The sequence below is a fragment of the Nocardia sp. NPDC046473 genome (assembly GCF_040645995.1).
GTDB lineage: Bacteria > Actinomycetota > Actinomycetes > Mycobacteriales > Mycobacteriaceae > Nocardia.
The window spans coordinates 1-1,092 of the sequence record NZ_JBEYZJ010000038.1 but is presented as its reverse complement, the minus strand read 5'-3'; the positions used below and the strand labels follow the sequence as shown (position 1 = coordinate 1,092).

Annotated in this window: 1 protein-coding gene; it reads right to left on the bottom strand. The window is 66.8% G+C overall.

Going from position 1 to position 1,092, the window contains the following annotated elements:
* The coding region (locus ABZ942_RS43820; protein WP_357392281.1) for a type I polyketide synthase at positions 1-1,092 on the bottom strand (1,092 nt) is incomplete at both ends.

The window sequence follows — 1,092 nt, the reverse complement described above, 5'->3', positions numbered from 1 at the left end:
CCCTGGCAAACACCGGAAAAGCCGCACACAACTCCCGACCCATACCAACCCGCTGACTACCCTGCCCGGTAAACAACACCGCCAACTTGCCATCAGAACGGCCGACTCCACGCGCCACCTGCGCGGCACGACCGCCCTCGATCAGCGTGTCCAGCCCGGCCAGCAGCTCGTCTCGCTCCCGCGCCACCACGGTGCCACGGTGCGGCAGCAATGCTCGGGTGGACATCAGCGAATACGCCACATCCGCCACCGACGCCACCGGGTCAGCGGCGAGCTTGTCCCGCAGCCGAATCGCCAGCGCGGTCAGCGCGGCGTCCGAGCCCGCGGACAGCAGCACCGGCACCGGACGCTCCAGCGGCACTGGCCCGATAGCCTCCGTTTCCGGGGCTTGTTCCAAGATCACGTGCGCGTTCGTGCCGCTGACGCCGAACGAAGACACCGCCGCCCGGCGCGGGCGATCAGTATCCGGCCACGGCATGGCCTCGGTCAGCAGTGACACCGCGCCTGATGACCAGTCGACGTTCGAGGAGGGTGCGGTCACGTGCAGCGTCTTCGGCAACGTGCCGTGCCGCATCGCCTGCACCATTTTGATCACGCCACCGACTCCGGCCGCAGCCTGGGCGTGTCCGATATTCGACTTCAACGAGCCCAACCACAACGGCCGATCCGCACTCCGCTCGCGTCCATACGTGGCAAGCAACGCCTGCGCCTCGATCGGATCACCCAGCGACGTACCGGTTCCGTGGCCTTCGACGGCATCGATCTCGCCGGACGAGAGCTGCGCGTTGGCCAGCGCCTGCCGGATCACCCGCTGCTGCGAGGGACCATTCGGCGCGCTCAAGCCGCTGCTGGCACCGTCCTGGTTGACTGCCGAACCACGCACCACTGCCAACACCGGATGACCATTCGCACGCGCATCGGACAACCGCTCCACCAGCAGCATGCCGACGCCCTCACTCCACGCCGTCCCATCCGCATCCTCGGAAAAGGACTTGCACCGACCGTCAGCGGCCAGCCCGCGCTGACGCGAAAAATCAACAAACGTATCGGGAGTCGCCATCACCGTCACCCCACCAGCAAGAGCCAAATCAC